At 66.3% G+C, this 16,207-nt stretch carries 15 protein-coding genes; 9 read left to right on the forward strand and 6 right to left on the reverse strand.

The genetic code is table 11. From position 1 onward, the window contains the following. The first annotated feature begins 406 nt into the window (after positions 1-406). The 4 genes from AWB83_RS04025 (at position 407) to AWB83_RS04040 (ending at position 3,696) form a co-directional block, all read left to right on the forward strand. The gene (locus AWB83_RS04025) at positions 407-1,174 is read left to right on the forward strand and encodes a hypothetical protein (protein ID WP_087042960.1); all 768 of its coding nucleotides are present in this window, start codon (positions 407-409) and stop codon (positions 1,172-1,174) included. After that, a complete protein-coding gene (locus AWB83_RS04030; protein WP_087042961.1) occupies positions 1,171-1,554 on the forward strand; it encodes a HEPN domain-containing protein in 384 nt (127 codons plus the stop codon). The genes AWB83_RS04025 and AWB83_RS04030 overlap by 4 nt, the downstream gene beginning before the upstream one ends. 1 nt (position 1,555) lies before the next feature. Next, positions 1,556-2,896 (forward strand): NAD(P)/FAD-dependent oxidoreductase, encoded by a 1,341-nt coding sequence (locus AWB83_RS04035; protein WP_087042962.1) that lies wholly within the window; start codon positions 1,556-1,558, stop codon positions 2,894-2,896. Between the two features lie 146 nt (positions 2,897-3,042). After that, on the forward strand, positions 3,043-3,696 hold the full coding sequence (locus AWB83_RS04040; protein WP_087042963.1) for a DsbA family oxidoreductase: 654 nt from the start codon (positions 3,043-3,045) through the stop codon (positions 3,694-3,696). 48 nt (positions 3,697-3,744) lie between these two features. Here the strand turns inward: AWB83_RS04040 and AWB83_RS04045 are convergent, their stop codons facing one another. The 3 genes from AWB83_RS04045 to ypfJ form a co-directional block, all read right to left on the reverse strand. Continuing rightward, the gene (locus AWB83_RS04045; RefSeq protein ID WP_087042964.1) at positions 3,745-4,647 is read right to left on the reverse strand and encodes a flagellar brake protein; all 903 of its coding nucleotides are present in this window, start codon (positions 4,645-4,647) and stop codon (positions 3,745-3,747) included. Positions 4,648-4,821: 174 nt separating this feature from the next. Next, entirely contained in the window at positions 4,822-5,835 is a 1,014-nt protein-coding gene (gene waaC / locus AWB83_RS04050; RefSeq protein WP_087042965.1) for a lipopolysaccharide heptosyltransferase I, read from the reverse strand. 205 nt (positions 5,836-6,040) lie between these two features. Then, positions 6,041-6,913 (reverse strand): KPN_02809 family neutral zinc metallopeptidase, encoded by an 873-nt coding sequence (ypfJ, locus tag AWB83_RS04055; RefSeq protein ID WP_087042966.1) that lies wholly within the window; start codon positions 6,911-6,913, stop codon positions 6,041-6,043. Between the two features lie 390 nt (positions 6,914-7,303). On the opposite strand from ypfJ, the gene AWB83_RS04060 reads away from it, so the two are divergent. Genes AWB83_RS04060 through AWB83_RS36695 form a run of 3 tightly spaced genes read left to right on the forward strand, consistent with a single transcriptional unit; the run spans position 7,304 to position 9,822 of the window. Continuing rightward, positions 7,304-8,701 carry a cytochrome ubiquinol oxidase subunit I gene (locus AWB83_RS04060; protein ID WP_087043140.1) on the forward strand — a complete coding sequence of 466 codons (1,398 nt, stop codon included), beginning with the start codon at positions 7,304-7,306 and terminating at the stop codon, positions 8,699-8,701. 4 nt (positions 8,702-8,705) lie between these two features. Continuing rightward, complete coding sequence (gene cydB / locus AWB83_RS04065) at positions 8,706-9,707, forward strand: cytochrome d ubiquinol oxidase subunit II (RefSeq protein ID WP_087042967.1); 1,002 nt, start codon at positions 8,706-8,708, stop codon at positions 9,705-9,707. Next, complete coding sequence (locus AWB83_RS36695; protein ID WP_167357759.1) at positions 9,685-9,822, forward strand: hypothetical protein; 138 nt, start codon at positions 9,685-9,687, stop codon at positions 9,820-9,822. The genes cydB and AWB83_RS36695 overlap by 23 nt, the downstream gene beginning before the upstream one ends. 15 nt (positions 9,823-9,837) lie before the next feature. Here AWB83_RS36695 and AWB83_RS04070 read toward each other — a convergent pair whose 3' ends face one another. Both AWB83_RS04070 and mnmH read right to left on the reverse strand, forming a co-directional pair. Next, positions 9,838-10,887 carry a permease gene (locus AWB83_RS04070; RefSeq protein ID WP_087042968.1) on the reverse strand — a complete coding sequence of 350 codons (1,050 nt, stop codon included), beginning with the start codon at positions 10,885-10,887 and terminating at the stop codon, positions 9,838-9,840. Between the two features lie 30 nt (positions 10,888-10,917). Then, on the reverse strand, positions 10,918-11,985 hold the full coding sequence (mnmH, locus tag AWB83_RS04075) for a tRNA 2-selenouridine(34) synthase MnmH (RefSeq protein ID WP_087042969.1): 1,068 nt from the start codon (positions 11,983-11,985) through the stop codon (positions 10,918-10,920). 169 nt (positions 11,986-12,154) lie between these two features. On the opposite strand from mnmH, the gene AWB83_RS04080 reads away from it, so the two are divergent. Then, a complete protein-coding gene (locus AWB83_RS04080; protein WP_087042970.1) occupies positions 12,155-13,543 on the forward strand; it encodes an ethanolamine ammonia-lyase subunit EutB in 1,389 nt (462 codons plus the stop codon). Continuing rightward, positions 13,540-14,316, forward strand: a complete 777-nt coding sequence (eutC, locus tag AWB83_RS04085) for an ethanolamine ammonia-lyase subunit EutC (RefSeq protein ID WP_087042971.1) — start codon at positions 13,540-13,542, stop codon at positions 14,314-14,316. Before AWB83_RS04080 ends, eutC begins: the two co-directional genes overlap by 4 nt. Here the strand turns inward: eutC and AWB83_RS04090 are convergent. Continuing rightward, positions 14,313-16,175, reverse strand: coding sequence for a sigma-54-dependent Fis family transcriptional regulator (locus tag AWB83_RS04090; RefSeq protein ID WP_087042972.1), 1,863 nt, complete (start codon positions 16,173-16,175; stop codon positions 14,313-14,315). The two genes, eutC and AWB83_RS04090, sit on opposite strands and share 4 nt — an antisense overlap. Positions 16,176-16,207 lie beyond the last annotated feature (32 nt).

Raw genomic sequence — 16,207 nt, forward strand, 5'->3', positions numbered from 1 at the left:
AATCTGACGCGCGAGGCGCGCATGCTCTGGCGAGCCGCACGCGCCATGCCTGGCCGGGCGCGCACGATGACGGTTGCGGTTCGACGCGATGCCGGCTCGATTCAATAGCCTGAACGGTTTCGGCGGGAGCGTCGTTCTGCATCGTAGCGGATCGCGCGAGCGCGCGCAGCGGGCCTGCGAATCGGCTTATGACACTCGGCCTATGCCGGCCGGAACGCCTTGCCTGGCGCGGGTTTCCAGCGAACCGAGGTGTGCTGCGAAGTGATTGCTGCAGGAAAGCAATTTCATTCGTATGGTCAAAAGCGAACGATTCACTTAGCATGCCTTCACCCGTCGATTTGACCGATGCGCGATAACGCATGGGTCGTCGCGGGTTCATCGCTTTACGTATCACCGGCAAAAAGAAATGAACGCAATACCGCAACCGAAGACTCATCAGATCGTCGATCGCATCAACGCGCTGCAAGCCGCGTCGCCTCGCTTCATCGACGCGTCCGGGATCACCCCGCTCTCGCGCGAATGGCGCGCGATCCGGCACGAGATCGATCAATTGATGCGCGTGGACGCGTGCGCCGCGTGGGAACTGATGGGCTCGTGGCGCGGGCTCGAAGGCGACATCGAGGGTGCTGAGGCCGCGTTCAGGAACAGCAGGGCGCTCGGGCAGTCGGACGTGAGCCGCGAGAACTGGATGATCACGCGGTTGAATCTTGGGTTGTTTTCGGCGGCGCAAGAGATCTATCGCGAGCTCACGGAGCCGCAGACTGCGGATTTCATGGCAATCGCTCAGTATGGCGTGCTTGCAGGGGCGATCGGGCGCACGGCGCAATTGATCAAACGCGCGCGTGCGACAGGCTTCGAATGGGACGATGAAATGACGCGACGGGTGATGGAGGCGGATTCGATTCTGATCGCCGCACATTTCGCAGACGAGCGGATCGCGCGGCATCTCGACACTGCGGGATCAGTGCTGCGGCGGCATCGTTTGCGGGCCTCGGTCGTGCCGCACGTGACCTCCGAGGAAGGCGTCTTTCGTGGCGTCACGTACCTGTTGAACGTGCCCGTTTCGTTCGAACAGGCGCACGACATGAACTTCGAACTCGTGCTGGAAGACGTCGAGGCGGATAACGTGATGGACGTTGCGTTCGACGTTCACTTCGCGGGAGTCCATGCATGAGCAGCACGGCACAGGAATTTATCGAATGCGCGACTGCGCTGCTTCGCAACGCGGTTAACGAACCTCAGTTCCGCGCCGTTTGCAGCCGCGCGTATTACGGTGCGTTCCACGCGGCGCACGCTTTTCACCAGCAGCTGCCCGTTCCAGGCACAGTGGGGCATGCGCGCGGCCGTCATGAACAACTGATCGCGCAATTGAGTCGCCCGATGATCGATCGGCGCAATAAGGAGTACGCGCAGTCGCTGGCCATCGGCAAAAGTCTGAGAACGCTATGTGATGCTCGCGTGACAGCCGACTATGACCTGACCCGTCATGTAGACCACGCGCTCGCGACGCAATCCACCAAACTCGCCGCAACCGTCCTCAGGAGCGCGACATAAGATGGGCCCACCCACCGAACGCATCCCCGACGACCGCACGCTCCCGGAACACGTCGACGTGGTCATCGTGGGCGGCGGCGTCATCGGCATCAGCACGGCGCGTGCGCTCGCCGAAAAAGGCCTCTCCGTCGCCGTATGCGAAAAAGGCCACGTCGCCGGCGAGCAGTCGAGCCGCAACTGGGGCTGGTGCCGCGCCACGCATCGCGACTTGCGCGAGCTCGGACTGAGCCTGGAAAGTCTGAAGCTCTGGCGGAGCATCGATGCGGAGCTCGGCATCGACTCCGGGTTTCGGGAGTGCGGCATCCTTTACGCCGCCGACGACGCCAAAGCGCTCGGCGATCACGAAGCATGGCTCGACCGCGCGGTGGCGCTCGTGGGCCGCGACGCGCTCGATTCGCGCATCGTCTCGCCGGACGAGACCGCCGCGCTGATGCCGGGCTCCACGCGGCGCTTCGCGGGCGGCATCTACACGCCCAGCGACGGCCGCGCGGAGCCGCAACGCGCCGTCCCCGCGATGGCCGCCGCACTCCGCGAACGCGGCGTGAAAGTGCTGACGCCCTGCGCGGTGCGGGGCATCGAGACGAGCGGCGGCGCGGCGAGCGGCGTGGTCACCGAGTACGGGCGCATCGGCTGCGCGAGCGTGGTCGTCGCGGGCGGCGCATGGACGCGATACTTCGCGGGCAATCTCGGCGTCGACGTACCGCAGCTCATGGTGCGCTCGTCCGTCATGCGCACTTCGCCCGTCGAAAACGGCCCCGATGTGAGCGCCTGCAATCAGGAAATGGGTTATCGCAAGCAGCTCGACGGCGGCTATACCATCGCCAACGCGTTTCACAGCTACCACGACCTCACACCGGACAGCTTTCGCCTCTTCGCCAGATTCCTGCCCGCGCTCAAGAGCCAGATCGGTTCGATCAAGCTCGGTCTGAACGCGCGCTTCTTCGAGGAGCTGCGGCGGCAGCGGCGCTGGCCGCTCGACCAGCCGACCGTCTTCGAGACGGTGCGCACGCTCGACCCCGCGCCCAACCAAGCTTTCAACGAGGCCGCGCTCGCCGAGTTCCGCTCGATCTTCCCGGCGCTCGCCCGATTGCGTGTGGAACAGGCGTGGGCCGGCTACATCGACGTGACGCCCGATGCCGTGCCGGTCATCTCCGGCGTCGACCGCATACCGGGGCTGTTCATCGCGACGGGTTTCTCGGGCCACGGTTTCGGCATCGGTCCGGGCGCGGGCAGGCTGATGGCGGACCTCGTCGCGCACGATGCCCCCATCGTCGATCCGCGTGCGTTTCGTCTGTCGCGCTTCTTCGACGGCAGCAGGATCGAAATCGAGGGCGGCTTCTGACGCCACGTCAATGAGGGCGCTGAAGTCGGCGCCGCGCATCCGGAGGCAGCTCGCGCTAACATACCGGTTTGCGGTCGCCGCCCGCTCGCGGCGTTCGCCGAATCTCGTTCAACGGCGCTTGCGCGCCGTTCGCTTTTGAGGCTTACATGGCATCCACGTCTGTTCTGTATATCGACGTCTGGTCGGACTTCGTCTGCCCGTTCTGCTATCTGGAGACGCCCGTGCTCGATCAATTCCGCAACGCCTACGGCGATGCGGTCGAGATCCGCTGGCACGCGTTCGAGCTGCGTCCCGAACCGACGCCCCTGCTCGATCCCAATAGCGAAAAGATCCTCGACTCCTGGGAAAACTCGGTCCGCCCGCTCGCGCAAGAGCGCGGCGTGTCGATGCGTCTGCCGCCCGTCGCGCCGCGCAGCCGCAAGGCCTTCGAGACGGCGATGTTCGCGCGCGAGTCCGGCCGCTTCGATGCCGTGCATCGCGCGATCTTCAAGGCGTACTTCGAGGAAGGCATCGACATCGGCGATACCGATGCGCTGCTCGACATCGCGGCGACGTGCGGCGTCGATCCCGAGCTGCTCGAAGAGGCGCTCGATGACGGCACCTACACCGATCTCGTGATCGAAGACGAGGAATTCGCGAAGAAGCTGGGCGTGAGCGGCGTGCCGTTCGCGGTGCTGTCGCGCGAAGCGGCGCCGGGCCAGGAACCGCCGCCGCCGATCGCCTTGCGCGGCGCCGCGCCGATCCAGCATTTCGAAGCGGCAGTCGAACGGCTCTTTCCGGATGGTTTTCCGGGAACCTGAGCCGCGTCACCCTTCGCCCGCAGCCTGACGGGCCCGCTTAGATCCTAGCTAGCTTTGCTCCGCCATGAATGACTTCAGCGCGATACGCTGCGACGGCTCGAGCGATTCGAACTCGAGCCCGTAAGCCGCACTGTGATCGGCGGAGTCCGGCGTGCCGACGTGGCGCACGATCGCGATGGTGTCGATCCTGACGTCGACGCCATCTGTACTGAATTGAAACGAGAGATTCAGGCGATCGCCCACGCGCGCGCTCGGTTGTGCGACCGTCAGCGACATGCCGTAAGGACTGATGTCGCTCACGCGGCCCAGTTGCCGGACCGCACCCTCTTTGCCATCGGCGGAAAAATGCGCGGCAAGGCGCGTGGGCATGCGAGCGAATTTGCGCGTGCGCAGCTTGCGGATCGCGCCCGGCGCCGACAGCACCACATAGTTGAATGGCTCGCGACAGGTCGCATCGACCGTGCAGGCAAAGCGGAACACGCCACGACCCGTGAGCGCGACCAGATCGACCTGCTCGCCGATCGCGAGCTCCAGCGGATCGAAGCCCGCCATCAGCGGTTGCGTCACGAACAACGACCGCTCGCCGTTGCGGCGCGGAGCCGAAAAACCGATCACGCGGCTCGCGTACATGGCGGACCCGGTGCCGCCGGTGCCGCGCAAGCCGACACGTGCGCCGATGGAAAGACCGATATCTTCGAAGGTCGGCGGCCGCTCCTCGTCCGCTTCGTTCCGGGGAACGTTCGGCGCCGGCTCCCGAACCACGCGATGCGGCTCGAAGTGCCGAAACATGAAATCGCGCGCGGCGGCGTCCTGTATGGCGTCGCCCGCATCGAACAGCAGCGCGCCGTCGGCGGCGACGATCGGCCACTCGAGCGATGCATTCAACGGAATGTCTGAAGCGTTCAGCCGAACCAGCGACCGGCGCGCTTCCAGAACGGTTTCTTCGGTCATCTTGTCGGACGATTCTTGAGTATTTTCGTAATCGTCGTGCCTGACCACGCTGCCGTCAAGTGTCGCGGCAAGTTTTACGTTGACGCACTGATTTTTCCGCCGAAGCGGGACGTTCCTACCGCGCCGGTCCGCATAAAAGTTTTATGCGCATAAAAGTTTTAACGCGAAGCGCGCCTAGCGAACCATTGCGCCCGCTTCGGCCGGGCCGGAAACAGCGTGCGAGGGCGCGCCCATCACGCTCTCGATCGCGGCCAGCACTTGGGGCACGTCGGGCGGCGCTCCGTGATCGCCGACAGAGACCGAGCGCCCAGGTGCGTTCACACCGAAATGCTCGCGCGAAGTCGCCGCGAACAGCATGACCGTGCGGCGCTGCAATGCATGCGCGAGGTGGACGAGCCCGGTATCGGTGCCGACGACCAGTTGCGACGCTTCGATCCAGTGCGCGCACTCCTCGACGGTCAGTTTCGGCAGCACCATGGCGCCCGGCACGAGCGCGGCGATGGCCTGCGCTTCCCCGCGCTCGCCTTCCGTGCCCCACGGCAAGGCGATCGAATAACCGCGCGCGACGAGCCAGCGCCCCACTTCGCCCCAGTGCTCCTTGGGCCACTTCTTGACGTCCGCGGAAGTCGCGTGAAACAGCATCGCGATGGGCGCGCCGCGCGGGATATCCAGGCTGCGCGCGAGCGCCGGCAGGCGCACGTTGTAGTCGGGCGTCTCGTCGAACTCGTAGCCGAGCGCCTCGGCGACGCTCACGCGCATGCCGCGCCACGCGTCGGTATGCGGGCGCGGGCCGAAGCGCGCGTTATACGCGAAGGCCGCGCCGCGCTCTCCGAGATCCTGGTTCAGATAGCCGAAGCGGCGCTTTCCCCGTGCGATGAACGCGATGATCGCGCTCTTGTAGACGCCGTGAATATCGACGATCACGTCGTACTTCTCGGCGCGCAACTCGCTGATCGACCCGGCGATTTCCTTCAGATCGTTCCAGTTGCGCGCCTTCTTGAACTTGCGCAGCGGCGCGCTCAGCACGCGGTCGACGCCCGGATTCCAGCGGATGATGTCGGCAAAGGCGGCGTCGGCGGCCCAGTCGACTTTCGCGGATGGAAACGCGCGCCGCAAGTCGGAGACGACCGGTAGCGTCTCGACGATATCGCCGAGCGACGTGACTTTGACGATCAGAATTCGCTTCATGAAAGATACGTGAATGCTCCGGTCCCTGTGCCGATCGATACGGTCGGCGCCACAACGCGCGCGGCCCGCCGCGCCCCGGAAAAACAGTGATTCTAATGAATTTGAGACCGCAGCACTGTCAGCGTTTGTAAGCACCGTTCGCCGGCTGCGGTGGCGACCATTCAGAATAGTCCAATTCGAGGCGCACGGGCGCCGTCGCCGAGGCTCAGAGCGAGCGCGCCGAGAACGTGTCGCACTGGCTCACGTCACCGCTCGCCAGGCCGCGGCGCAGCCAGCGCTGGCGCTGCGCGCTCGTGCCGTGCGTAAACGCCTCGGGCACGACGCGCCCCTGCGATTGCTGCTGCAGCCGATCGTCGCCGATGGCCCCCGCCGCGTTCAGCCCTTGCTCGAAGTCGCCCGGCTCGATGAGCTTCGCGTTGTCGCGTTGCGCGACGGCGGCCCATACGCCCGCGAAGCAATCCGCCTGCAACTCGACGCGCACCGAGAGCGCATTGGCCTGCTCGCGCGTCATCCGCGAGCGCGCGCGATCGACCTTGTCCGAGATGCCGAGCACGTTCTGCACGTGATGTCCGACCTCATGCGCGATCACGTAAGCCTGCGCGAAGTCGCCGCCCGCGCCGAAGCGGTCACGCAGTTCGCGATAGAACGAGAGATCGATATAGACCTTTCGGTCCGAAGGACAGTAGAACGGGCCCATCGCGGCCTGCCCCATGCCACACGCGGTCTGCGTGCCGCCGGAGAAGAGCACGAGCTTCGGCGCCGGATAGTCCTGATTGAATTGCGTGCGGAAGATGTGCTGCCAGGTGCGCTCCGTGTTGCCGAGCACACGGCGCACGAACACGGCGCCGGGGTCGTTGGCGGGCTGCGCATTGCTGGGCGCGGCCTGGTGCTGCGGCGCGTTGCCTTGCAGCACCTGCGCGCCGTTGATGATCGTCATCGGATTGATGCCGAAGAAGTATGACGCCGCGAGCGCGATGATGATCGTGCCGATGCCGATCGATCCGCCGCCGACCCGAAAGCCGCCCCCGCCGCGCCGGTCTTCGACATTCTGACTTTCCGCTTCGTCATCGAGGCGCATGATGCTTCTCCTTCCCGCCCGCGCGGGGCGCGTGCTCAAAAGCCATTATGGTACCCGCGCGCATCGAACGGCTTGCGACGGCGCATCGTAAAAGTTGTTCCAGAACCTTGCTCGCGACCGCCCCGAACAGTGCGGTCGATTGTCGCGAAGGCACCTGCGCGCTCTTGCCGCAGTGCACTAAGGCGGCATCCCGAAAATACCGGCAAATCAACTTGCTAGTGCCGCCAAGGCCTTGAAACCGCGGCATTTGCGCGCAATGCAAAACGACTGATGCAGCGCAACACTTTCTCGAAATGGCGCTAAGCTCCGGCCCGTCACACGTCTGATTCGGTACAGGACACACACGCCTTCAAACGCGGGGCGCGCGTGAATTTCAAGGCACAAGTCATCATGCATTCGACTCCCGAAGCACTCGATCTGGCGCGGATCCAGTTCGCGTTCACCGTCTCGTTTCATATCATCTTTCCCGCGCTTTCCATCGGGCTCGCGAGCTTCATCGCGGTGCTCGAGGGCGCTTGGCTCAGGACCGGCAAGCCAGTCTACAAGGCGCTGTGTCTCTTCTGGTCGAAAGTGTTCGCCGTCGCGTTCGGCATGGGCGTCGTGTCGGGCGTCGTCATGGCTTACGAGTTCGGCACCAACTGGGGCGGCTTCTCGAGCTTCGCCGGCCCCGTCACCGGACCGCTGCTGACCTACGAAGTGATGACCGCGTTCTTCCTCGAAGCGGGCTTCCTCGGCATCATGCTGTTCGGCTGGAACAAGGTCGGCCCGAAGGCGCACTTCGGCGCGACGCTGATGGTCGCCATCGGCACGCTCATCTCCACGTTCTGGATTCTCGCGTCCAATAGCTGGATGCAGACGCCGCAGGGCTTTCGCATCGAAGGCGATCATGTCGTGCCGGTCGACTGGTTCGCGATCGTCTTCAATCCGTCGTTCCCGTACCGGCTCGCGCACATGGCGATCGCGGCGTTCATCGTCGGGGCGCTCGTGGTCGCCGCGACCGGCGCGTGGCATCTGCTGAAGGGCCGGCGCGATCCGGCCATCAAGAAGATGTTCTCGATGTCGCTGTGGCTGCTGCTTGCGCTTGCGCCGATCCAGGCGCTCGTCGGCGACGCGCACGGCCTCAACACGCGCGAGCATCAGCCGGCCAAGATCGCGGCGATCGAAGGCATCTGGGACACCGAAAAAGGCGGCACCGCGCTCAATCTCTTCGGCATTCCGGACATGGAAGCCGAGACGACCCGATACGCCGTGTCGATTCCCCATCTCGGCAGCCTGATCCTCACGCATAGCTGGGACGGCGAGATCCGCGGCCTCAAGACCTTTCCGAAGGACGAACGCCCGAACTCGACGCTCGTGTTCTGGAGCTTCCGCGTGATGGCGGGGCTGGGCGTGCTGATGATCGTGATGTCGGTGGCCGCGTGGTGGCTGCATCGCAAGCGCCGGCTGTTCGACGCGCGCTGGTTCCATCGCTTCGCGCTCGCGATGGGTCCGAGCGGCTTCATCACGCTGCTCGCCGGCTGGGTCACGACCGAGGCGGGCCGCCAGCCGTGGGTCGTCTACGGCGTGATGCGCACGGCCGACGCCGTGTCGCCCGTCACGGCGCAGCAAGTGGGCGTGTCGCTGCTTGCGTTCGTGATCGTCTACACGATCGTCTTCGGCACCGGCATCTACTACATGCTGAAGCTGCTGCGCCACGGTCCCGCGTTGCCGGGCTCGCACACGCCCGCTTCCGACGGCAGCGCGCGACGACCGCTCAGCCTTCCACATCAGTCCATCGAAGGAGCATAAGCACATGGACCTCACACTCGCCTGGGCCGCGATCATCGCGCTGGGACTCTTCCTTTACGTGGTGCTCGACGGCTTCGATCTGGGCATCGGCATTCTCTTTCCGTTCTTTCCCGACCAGCACGACCGCGACGTGATGATGAACACCGTCGCGCCCGTCTGGGACGGCAACGAGACCTGGCTCGTGCTCGGCGGCGCGGGGCTCTTCGCCGCGTTCCCGATGGTCTATTCGACCGTGCTGTCCGCGCTCTATCTGCCGCTCGTGCTGATGCTCGTGTGCCTGATCTTCCGCGGCGTGTCGTTCGAGATCCGCGCGAAGGCGCAGCGCACGAAACACCTGTGGGATCTCGCGTTCATCGGCGGATCGGCGGGCGCGACCTTCTTCCAGGGCGTGGCGCTCGGCGCGTTCCTCGGCGGCATTCCCGTCGCCGATGGCCGCTTCTCCGGCGACGCCTTCGGCTGGTTCACGCCGTTTTCGATCTTCACGGGCGGCGCGCTCGTCGTCACGTATGCGCTGCTCGGCGCATGCTGGCTGATCGCCAAGACCGAGGGCGACCTGCAGCGGCGGATGTATCGCGTCGTGTGGCCGTTGACCGTCTTGCAGCTCGCGACGATCGCGGTGGTCAGCATCTGGACGCCGCTGCTGGACGCGAGCATCGCATCGCGCTGGTTCGACTCGCCGTTGTTCTATCGCCTGCTGCCGGTGCCGCTGCTCGTCATCGCCTGCGCATGGGCGATGCGCCGCTCGATTCGGTCGCGTCACGAGAAACGCCCGTTCGCGGTGGCGCTCGGCTTCGTGCTGCTCGGCTATGCGGGGCTCGTCGGGAGCATTTCGCCGCACGAGATCTTTCCGGGCGTGTCGATCTGGGACGCGGCCGCGCCCCGATCGAGCCAGCTCTTCACGATCGTCGGCGCGGCGGTGATCCTCCCCGTGATCGTCGCGTACACGACGCTAGGCTATTGGGTCTTCAGAGGAAAGGTGCGTCATGGCGAACATCACTACCATTGAACGCGCGAGGAAAGTGTTCTGGTTCGTCGCGCTGTGGATGGCGGGCGTCGGCGGCGCGATGCTGCTCGCGCTGCCGTTCAAGCTGCTGATCAAGGCGGGCGCGGCGATTCACTGAGCGGCGCGCACGCGCTCAGAACCACGCCGCCGCGATCAGCCCGCTCACGATGCCGAACGCGATCACCGCGGCGGTGACGAACGCGAGCACGCGCGGCGGAAACGACCGGCCGAGCATCGCGAGCGACGGCACGCTCACGGGCGGCAGCGTCATCAGCAACGCGCCGGCGGGCCCGGCCGCCATGCCGAGCGACAGCATCGCCTGGATGATGGGCACCTCGCCCGCCGTCGGAATCACGAAAAGCGTGCCCGCGACGGCGAACGCGACGATCCACAACATGCCGTTGCCGATATCCGGCCCGATATGCGGAAAGAGCCACGCGCGCGCCGCGCCGAGCAGCAGCACGAGCACGACGTACTCCGGCAAGAGCCGCAGGGTCATGCGGCCGAGGATCCTGATCCAGCGCGAGAAGGCGCTGCCGGGCTCGTCCTCCTCGATCAGCTTCGCGAGCGCCGCGCGCGATGCCGCCGCCTGCGCTGGCGTCACCATGCGATTCACCGCGTAGCCGAGGCCGAACACCATCAGGACGCCGAGCGCGAGGCGCAGGCCGGTCCACTGCCAGCCGAGCACGAAGCCCATGAAAACGAGCGCCGCCGGATTGAGCACGGTGTTGCCGAGCCAGAACGCGAGCGCCGCGCCCGGCGCCGCCTCGCGCGCGCGCAAGCCCGCGACGACCGGCGCCGCGCAGCAGGTGCACATCATTCCCGGCAGGGACATGAGGCCGCCGTTCACGACGCTGCCGAAGTCATGCTCGCCGAGTGCGCGCGCGACCCAGCGCGGCGGGATCAGCGCCTGCACGGCGGAGCCGAGCAGGAGGCCGAGCACCATCGCCTGCCAGATGGCCTTGCCGTAGGCCATCGCGTAATCGAGCGCGGCCTGCCAGGACGGCTCGGGCGCGCTCGCGGCGGTACCCATCAGAATCGACTTGCCGATGGAGTGCTGGCTCGCCGCGACGAACGCGCGGTTGTAGTACGGAAACCATTTCACATAAAACAGTCCGACTATCGCGATCAGCAGGAACGCGATCCAGCCAAGCGCGACGCGAGGTTGTCGAAGCGTGGTCATAGCTTTCTTCTTTCGAGTGGTGAGATCAGGTCAGCCGAGCGCAAGCGTCGTCCCGGCGAGATGGGCAAGCAGGGCTTTCGCCTGTTCGGGACCGTCGGCGTCGTTCGGGCGGAACAGCACGTGCGCCGCGTGCGGCAGCTCCTTGTAGAGCGCCTTGCTGCTGCGCCGGTAAGCGGGATCGTAGTGAAGGTCGATCAGCTCGGCGAAGAGCTCCGCGCGCGCGTTTTCGTCGATCAGCCGATGCCAGTGCGCCACGCGCTCGCGGCTATGCAGCGCGACGAGCCGCGACAGCTGCGTCTTGAAGAACGCGGGATCGTCGAAGAGATGCGCGTAGTCCTGCAGCAGGAACGCGATGCGGTCCTCGCGCCGCGCCTCCACTTCCACGCACGAGGCGCCATGCAGGCTCTCAAGCAGCGCGTCGGGGATCGTGATCGAACCGATGCGCCGCCCTTCCGCCTCGGCGAAAACCGGCATGGCCGGATCGAAGCCGGAAAGCGCTTCGACGAGGGAGGAATCGAACGCCTTTTGCGACGGCTGCGGATGACCCGGCAACGCGCCCAGCAACGACCCGCGATGCGACGCGAGCCCTTCGAGGTCGAGTATTTGCGCGCCCGCGCCGCGCAGCGCCTGCAGGAGCCGTGTCTTGCCGCTGCCCGTATGGCCGATCAGCACGACATAGCGGAACCGTCCGGGCAGCGCACCGAGCCTCTCGATCACGTCGCGCCGGTAGCTCTTGTAGCCGCCTTCGAGCTGCCGCGCCTGCCAGCCGATCATGTTGAACCATGTCGTCATCGCGCCGGAGCGCTTGCCGCCGCGCCAGCAATAGATGAGCGGACGCCAGTTGCGCGGTTTGTCGGCGAAGATCGTGTCGAGATGCCGCGCGATGTTGCGCGCGACCATCGCCGCGCCGACGCGTGTCGCCTGGAACGGCGAGACCTGCTTGTACATCGTCCCGACGATCACCCGCTCTTCGTTGCTGAGCACGGGCGCGTTGATCGCGCCGGGAATATGGTCCTCGGCGAATTCGAGCGGCGTGCGGACATCGACGATTTCGTCGAAGTCCCCCAGGCGGTCGATGGGAACGAGCAGGTTTTTCACGGGCGGTGCGCGGTGGCTGAGTCGAGCGAAAAATTATCGCACGGGGACGGATTCCGGCCCGCACGCGCGTATTTTGTTCAAGGGCGCGACCGGCGCGAGAAGCGGTTAAAGTGTTCTGACTGACCGACTGGCCGGGCGGCACGACGCCCAACGGCGCGAAGGAGAAGCGATGAGCTATCACGAGACGATCGGCGCGCGCCGCTACCGTTTCGACGACCTGAAGACGCTGCTCGCGCGCGCGAGTCCGCGCCGCTCGGGCGACGAGCTCGCGGGCGTCGCGGCGGCGACGGAGGAAGAGCGCGTCGCCGCGAAAATGGCGCTCGCGCAGGTGCCGCTCGCCGCGTTTCTCGACGAGCCGCTGATCCCGTACGAAGAAGATGAAGTGACGCGCCTCATCGTCGATACGCATTCGCGCGAGGCCTTCGCGCCGATCGCGCATCTGACGGTCGGCGAGTTCCGCGAATGGCTGCTCGCCGACAGCACCGATACCGCCGCGCTCGAAGGCGTCACCATGGGCGTCACGCCCGAGATGGCCGCGGCGGTCTCCAAGCTCATGCGCAATCAGGACCTGATCCTCGCCGCGAGAAAACGTCCGGTCGTCACGCGCTTTCGCACGACGATCGGCCTGCCCGGACATCTCTCGGTGCGCCTGCAGCCGAATCATCCGACCGACGATCCGAAAGGCATCGCCGCGTCGATGCTGGACGGTCTTTTCTACGGCTGCGGCGACGCGGTCGTCGGCGTGAATCCCGCATCCGATTCGCCCGCCGCCATCGGCAAGCTGCTCGCGATGATGGACGACTTCCGCCGGCGCTACGACGTGCCGATGCAATCGTGCGTCCTCACGCACGTCACCAACACGCTTGCGGCGATTGAGCATGGCGCGCCGGTCGATCTCGTGTTCCAGTCGGTCGCGGGCACCGAGCGCGCGAACGCGAGCTTCGGCGTGTCGCTCGCGCTGCTCGAGGAGGCGCGCGACGCGGCATTGTCGCTTGGGCGCGGCACCGTCGGCGACAACGTCATGTACTTCGAGACCGGCCAGGGCAGCGCATTGTCGGCGAACGCGCATCACGGCGTCGACCAGCAGACCTGCGAGGCGCGCGCCTACGCGGTCGCGCGACGCTTCAGTCCGCTCCTGACGAACACGGTGGTCGGCTTCATCGGCCCGGAATATCTCTACGATGGACGGCAGATCATCCGCGCCGGACTTGAAGATCACTTCTGCGGCAAGCTGCTGGGCGTGCCGATGGGCTGCGACATCTGCTACACGAATCACGCCGAGGCCGATCAGGACGACATGGACACGCTCCTCACGCTGCTCGGCGTGGCGAACGTCAATTTCATCATGGGCGTGCCGGGCGCCGACGATGTCATGCTCAACTACCAGAGCACGTCGTTTCATGACGCGCTCTATATTCGCCGCGTGCTGAACCTGAAACGCGCGCCGGAATTCGAAGCGTGGCTCGACAAGATGCGCGTTACCGACGGACACGGCGCCCTGCTCCCGCACACCGCCGGCGCGCGGAAACCACCGCTGCTCGACTGGATCGACGCATGACGAACGAAACCGATCCCTGGGACGCGCTCCGGCGCTTCACCGCCGCGCGGATCGCGCTCGGACGCGCGGGCAGCAGCCTGCCGACCGCGCCCCTGCTCGCCTTCGAGCTCGCGCACGCGCAGGCGCGCGACGCCGTGCATCAGCCGCTCGATACCGCCGCGCTCGCGGAGGCGATCCGCGCCGCCGGATTCGACACGCTCGACGTGCGGAGCGCCGCGCCCGATCGCGATCACTATCTGCGCCGTCCGGACCTCGGCCGCACGCTTGACGAAGCGAGCGGCGCACGGCTCGCCGATCATGCGGCGGCGATGAACGACGCACCCGAGCTCGTCTTCGTCGCCGCCGACGGTCTCTCGGCCTTTGCCGCGCAACGGCACGCCGCGCCGCTGCTCAGGAGCGTGCGCGCGAAGCTCGAAGCATGGAACGTCGGTCCTGTCGTGATCGCGACGCAGGCGCGCGTCGCGCTGGGCGACCCGATCGGTGAACGCTTGCGGGCGAAGATCGTCGTGGTCATGATCGGCGAACGGCCCGGCCTCAGTTCGCCCGACAGCCTCGGCCTCTACGTGACCTATGCGCCGCGCGCGGGCCGCAGCGATGCGGAACGCAACTGCATCTCCAACGTGCGCCCGGAAGGTCTCGATTACGACGCCGCCGCGTTCAGGCTGATGTGGCTGCTGAACGAAGCGCGCCGGCTGAAGCTCACCGGCGTCGGGCTGAAGGATCACAGCGGCGCGTTGCCGCCCGGAACGGACGGGCGAATGCTCGAAGCCTAACTCCGCAGCTTGCGATACAAGGTCGTGCGCGAAACGCCGAGCGCGCGCGCCGTCGCCGACACATTGCCCCCGTGCGCCTTGAGCGCCGCCGCCACGGCACTCGCCTCGATGTCCGCGAGACGCGCGCCGCCCGCAAGTGCAGGCGTCGCTTCTTCCTGGACGCGTTCGCCCAGCTCGTCGAGAAAATCATGCGGCAGATGTTCGACGCGGATGTGTGTGTCGTGATCGTCGAGCATCGCGCAGGCGGTGCGCAGCACGTTGCTCAGCTGCCGGAAGTTGCCGGGCCACGGATGCCGCGCGAAGAGCGCGAGCACGTCGTCGTCGATGCCGACCATGCGGCCGACGAAGCGCTCGTCGCGCAGCATCTTGTCGACGACCGCGCGCAGATCGGTGCGATCGGCAAGCGGCGGCAGCGTCACCGTGAGCCCGTTGATGCGGTAATACAGATCCTCGCGGAACGCCCCTTCCGCGACACGCTCGCGCAGCTTGCGATTGCTCGCGCAGACCAGCGTGAAATCGACCGGCACCGCGCGCGCCGCCCCGAGGGGCTCGACGACGCGTTCCTGCAGCACGCGCAGCAGGCGGCTCTGCATCGCGAGCGGCATGTCGCCGATCTCGTCGAGAAAGAGCGTGCCGCCGTTCGCCTGCACGATCCTGCCGATCGCGCCGCGCTTGGCCGCGCCGGTGAACGCGCCTTGCGCATAGCCGAAGAGCTCGGATTCGATCAGCGTCTCCGGCAGCGACGCGCAGTTCACCGCGACGAACGGCCCCGCGCGACGCGGCGAATCGCGATGAATCGCGCGCGCGAGCATTTCCTTGCCCGCGCCGGTTTCGCCGCCGATCAGAATCGGGATGTTCTTGCCGATGACCTTCCTCACGCGCTCGACGATGTCCTGCATCCGCGCGTCGCCGGTGCAGAGCTCGGCCAGGCTCGAAGACGGCTTGTGAGTCACGGCAAGCGCATTCGACACGGTCGCAATGCTCGACGCCGCGCGCGCATGAAACTCGACGCTCGCGAACACGCCGACGCCGCTGTGCAATTCGAGCCGGCAGGCAGGCTCCCCCGCGCGCGCGACGAGCGCGTCGACGCTCTCGCCGAACAACGCCTCCAGCGTCTGCGCCCGCAGACGCCCCAACTCGATCCCGAGCTGGAACTGCGCGCTGCGGTTCGCGCAGAGCAGGCGCCCGTCCAGATCGAACACGGCAATGCCTTCCATCAGCGTGCCGATGAACTCCGGCCGGCTATGAAAACGGATGCACAGCTTCTCGTTGAACGCGCTCGCGATCAGGCGGTTTTCGATCATCTGCCCGGACATCCGCACGAGCGCCATCGTGTGCTGGTGATAGCCGCGCCGGTCGCCGGTGACGTCGAGCACGCCGGAGAGATTGCCGTGCGGATCGAGGATCGGCACGCTCGAGCATGTGAGGAAATGATTGGCGCGCAGATAGTGCTGATCGCCATGCACGGTGACGGCGGTGCGCTCCGCGATGGTCGTGCCGATCGCGTTCGTGCCCTGATGCTCCTCGCTCCATACCGCGCCGGCCCGCAGCGCGACTTTTTCGGCGCGGGCGAGGAAATCGTCGTCGCCGAGCGAATGCAGGATGAGCCCGCTCGCGTCGGTCAGGGCGATCATGCTGTGTGTATTGGCGATCTGCGCGTACAGCGTCTCCATCACCGGCAGCGCGTGCGCGAAGAGCGCGCGGCTCTGATCGAGCTTGACGGCGAGCTCCGCGCCGGACAGGACGGCGTAGTCCGGGCGCATCGTCTCGAACAGCCCGAAGGTGGCCGAACGCTCGTGCGAATGACGGATGACGTCGCGCTGCGCGGACTGCAAGGCCGCGCCGGTGGCATGCTGCATCGCCTTCCTCCTTTTCGATTCGCCGCGGCACG

The organism is Caballeronia ptereochthonis (assembly GCF_001545075.1).
Taxonomy (GTDB): Bacteria; Pseudomonadota; Gammaproteobacteria; order Burkholderiales; family Burkholderiaceae; genus Caballeronia; species Caballeronia ptereochthonis.

What these genes read in the sequence shown, in the direction of transcription:
- AWB83_RS04025 (WP_087042960.1), top strand. Translation starts at nt 407, where the DNA reads ATGAACGCAATACCGCAACCGAAGACTCATCAGATCGTCGATCGCATC.
- AWB83_RS04030 (WP_087042961.1), top strand. Translation starts at nt 1,171, where the DNA reads ATGAGCAGCACGGCACAGGAATTTATCGAATGCGCGACTGCGCTGCTT.
- AWB83_RS04035 (WP_087042962.1), top strand. Translation starts at nt 1,556, where the DNA reads ATGGGCCCACCCACCGAACGCATCCCCGACGACCGCACGCTCCCGGAA.
- AWB83_RS04040 (WP_087042963.1), top strand. Translation starts at nt 3,043, where the DNA reads ATGGCATCCACGTCTGTTCTGTATATCGACGTCTGGTCGGACTTCGTC.
- AWB83_RS04045 (WP_087042964.1), bottom strand. Translation starts at nt 4,647, where the DNA reads ATGACCGAAGAAACCGTTCTGGAAGCGCGCCGGTCGCTGGTTCGGCTG.
- waaC (WP_087042965.1), bottom strand. Translation starts at nt 5,835, where the DNA reads ATGAAGCGAATTCTGATCGTCAAAGTCACGTCGCTCGGCGATATCGTC.
- ypfJ (WP_087042966.1), bottom strand. Translation starts at nt 6,913, where the DNA reads ATGCGCCTCGATGACGAAGCGGAAAGTCAGAATGTCGAAGACCGGCGC.
- AWB83_RS04060 (WP_087043140.1), top strand. Translation starts at nt 7,304, where the DNA reads ATGCATTCGACTCCCGAAGCACTCGATCTGGCGCGGATCCAGTTCGCG.
- cydB (WP_087042967.1), top strand. Translation starts at nt 8,706, where the DNA reads ATGGACCTCACACTCGCCTGGGCCGCGATCATCGCGCTGGGACTCTTC.
- AWB83_RS36695 (WP_167357759.1), top strand. Translation starts at nt 9,685, where the DNA reads ATGGCGAACATCACTACCATTGAACGCGCGAGGAAAGTGTTCTGGTTC.
- AWB83_RS04070 (WP_087042968.1), bottom strand. Translation starts at nt 10,887, where the DNA reads ATGACCACGCTTCGACAACCTCGCGTCGCGCTTGGCTGGATCGCGTTC.
- AWB83_RS04080 (WP_087042970.1), top strand. Translation starts at nt 12,155, where the DNA reads ATGAGCTATCACGAGACGATCGGCGCGCGCCGCTACCGTTTCGACGAC.
- eutC (WP_087042971.1), top strand. Translation starts at nt 13,540, where the DNA reads ATGACGAACGAAACCGATCCCTGGGACGCGCTCCGGCGCTTCACCGCC.
- AWB83_RS04090 (WP_087042972.1), bottom strand. Translation starts at nt 16,175, where the DNA reads ATGCAGCATGCCACCGGCGCGGCCTTGCAGTCCGCGCAGCGCGACGTC.